Origin of the sequence: Caballeronia sp. (assembly GCF_049581465.1) — a bacterium.
In the GTDB taxonomy this organism is placed as follows: domain Bacteria; phylum Pseudomonadota; class Gammaproteobacteria; order Burkholderiales; family Burkholderiaceae; genus Caballeronia.
In genome coordinates this window covers 1-1,726 of sequence record NZ_JBAUSA010000110.1, presented here as the reverse complement: position 1 = coordinate 1,726, position 1,726 = coordinate 1, and the positions used below count along the sequence as shown (strand labels likewise).

The window sequence follows — 1,726 nt, the reverse complement described above, 5'->3', positions numbered from 1 at the left end:
GACGAGCGGCCCATTCACAACTTGAACTACTTAGTTGGACGCCAGGCCCATCTTCTGACGCACGTCCGCTACGTTGTCACGCGTAGCCAGCATGCCGGTCGTCAACGTAACGAGCGGCGGTTCCTTGCCGTCCTTGATCCATGCATAGACCAGCTCCGACGTTTCTTCGCCGTGACGCTTCGGGCTGATGATCACCGTGCCGTAGAAGCCCGTCGGTGTCGGCTTCTTGAATTCGTTCAAAGCCGAATCCGAGCCGCCGATACCCACGCCGATCATGTTGTCCGCCTTGAAGCCGCGACCTTCCGCTGCACGCACCGCGCCCAGCACAGCTTCGTCGTTCAGGCCGAATGCGACCCAGTGCTTGTACTGGGTGTTCTTCGTCAACGCGATGTTCGCTGCATTGAAGGCGTTTTCCGTATCGGTCTTGGCTTGCGGCGCCAATACGATGTTGGCCTTCGGGAAGCCTGCTGCAACCAGCGCTTCAACAGCACCGGAGGTGCGCTCATGCGCCGTCGGGAGCTGTTCGTACGTCACGTCGATTGCGCCCGTTTCTTCCATCTTCCAGCCGCGCTTCTTGATTTCAGCAGCGATGCCGTCACCCGCTTGCTTGCCGATGTTGAATGCCGAAATGCCCATGTAAGGCACTGATTCGATCGGCTTGCCCGAACCATCGACCAGACGGTCATCCACCGTCATCATCTTCAGGCCGTCGGCTTTCGCCTTTGCCACGATGCCCGGTCCGAGCTTTACGTCCGGCGTGCAGATCACGAAGCCCTGAGCCTTTTGCGCGGCGAGGTTGTCGATTGCGCTCATCACCTTCTCACCCGACGGCGCGCCGATCTTCACCAGCGTGAAGCCCTTTTCCTTCGCGGCGATTTCAGCGAATTTCCATTCGTCCTGGAACCAGGGTTCTTCCGGCTGCTTGACCAGGAAGCCGATCTTGATTTCATCGGCAGCTTGCGCGACCGGTGCGGTGAACAGAGTCGCGCTTGCTGCCGTGGCCGTGGCAACCATCGTGAGGAATATTCTGCGTTTCATGGTGTGTCTCCTGACTTGAGCGTCTAGTTAATACAAGGGTGTTGACCGCGTCTTCTTTTCGAACGTCGCACCGCGGCCAGTGCGTCGTCCTTTGCTGCGTTTTCGGTAGTTCGGTCCCAGCTTTCAGTCGTGATACAGCGATGAACGTCCACCGTCCACCGTGATGCAACTTGCGTTGATGAACGGCGCTTCGTCGGACGCCAGGAACACGGCGGTCATCGCCACTTCTTCCGGCCGGCCGATGCGCTTCATCGGCTGCAAATCGAGCGTCGCCTGCTTCGCTTTCGCGGGATCGGGTTGCTCGTTCCACCAATCCAGCGTGAGTTGCGTCTCTATGTAACCTGGCGCGATCGCGTTCACGCGCACCTGCCGCCCCGCGTATTCGATACCCAGCGCCCGCGTCAATCCGATCACGCCGTGCTTGGCCACCGGATAGGGAAAGCAGCCTGGAATGATCTGGAACGAGTGCGTAGACGCAATATTCACGATACTGCCGCCGCCCCGCTCCACCATGCCCGGCAACACGGCACGGCAGCCATTCCACACGCCGTCCAGATCGACGGCGAAACAGCGGCGCCAGTCGTCGTCCGTCATGGTCAGCGGATCGCAGAATACGTTGATACCGGCATTGTTGACCAGTACATCGACCGGGCCGAACGCGGCTTCCGCCCGCTTCACGGCGTTTTGC

General features: G+C 59.8%; 2 protein-coding genes. Both read right to left on the bottom strand.

Annotated elements, in window-relative coordinates; genetic code table 11:
* Positions 1-30 precede the first annotated feature (30 nt).
* Complete coding sequence (locus tag WCA53_RS02670) at positions 31-1,038, bottom strand: arabinose ABC transporter substrate-binding protein (RefSeq protein ID WP_423905183.1); 1,008 nt, start codon at positions 1,036-1,038, stop codon at positions 31-33.
* Positions 1,039-1,161: 123 nt separating this feature from the next.
* A partial coding sequence (locus WCA53_RS02665) for an SDR family oxidoreductase (RefSeq protein WP_423905180.1) occupies positions 1,162-1,726 on the bottom strand: 565 nt, incomplete at its 5' end.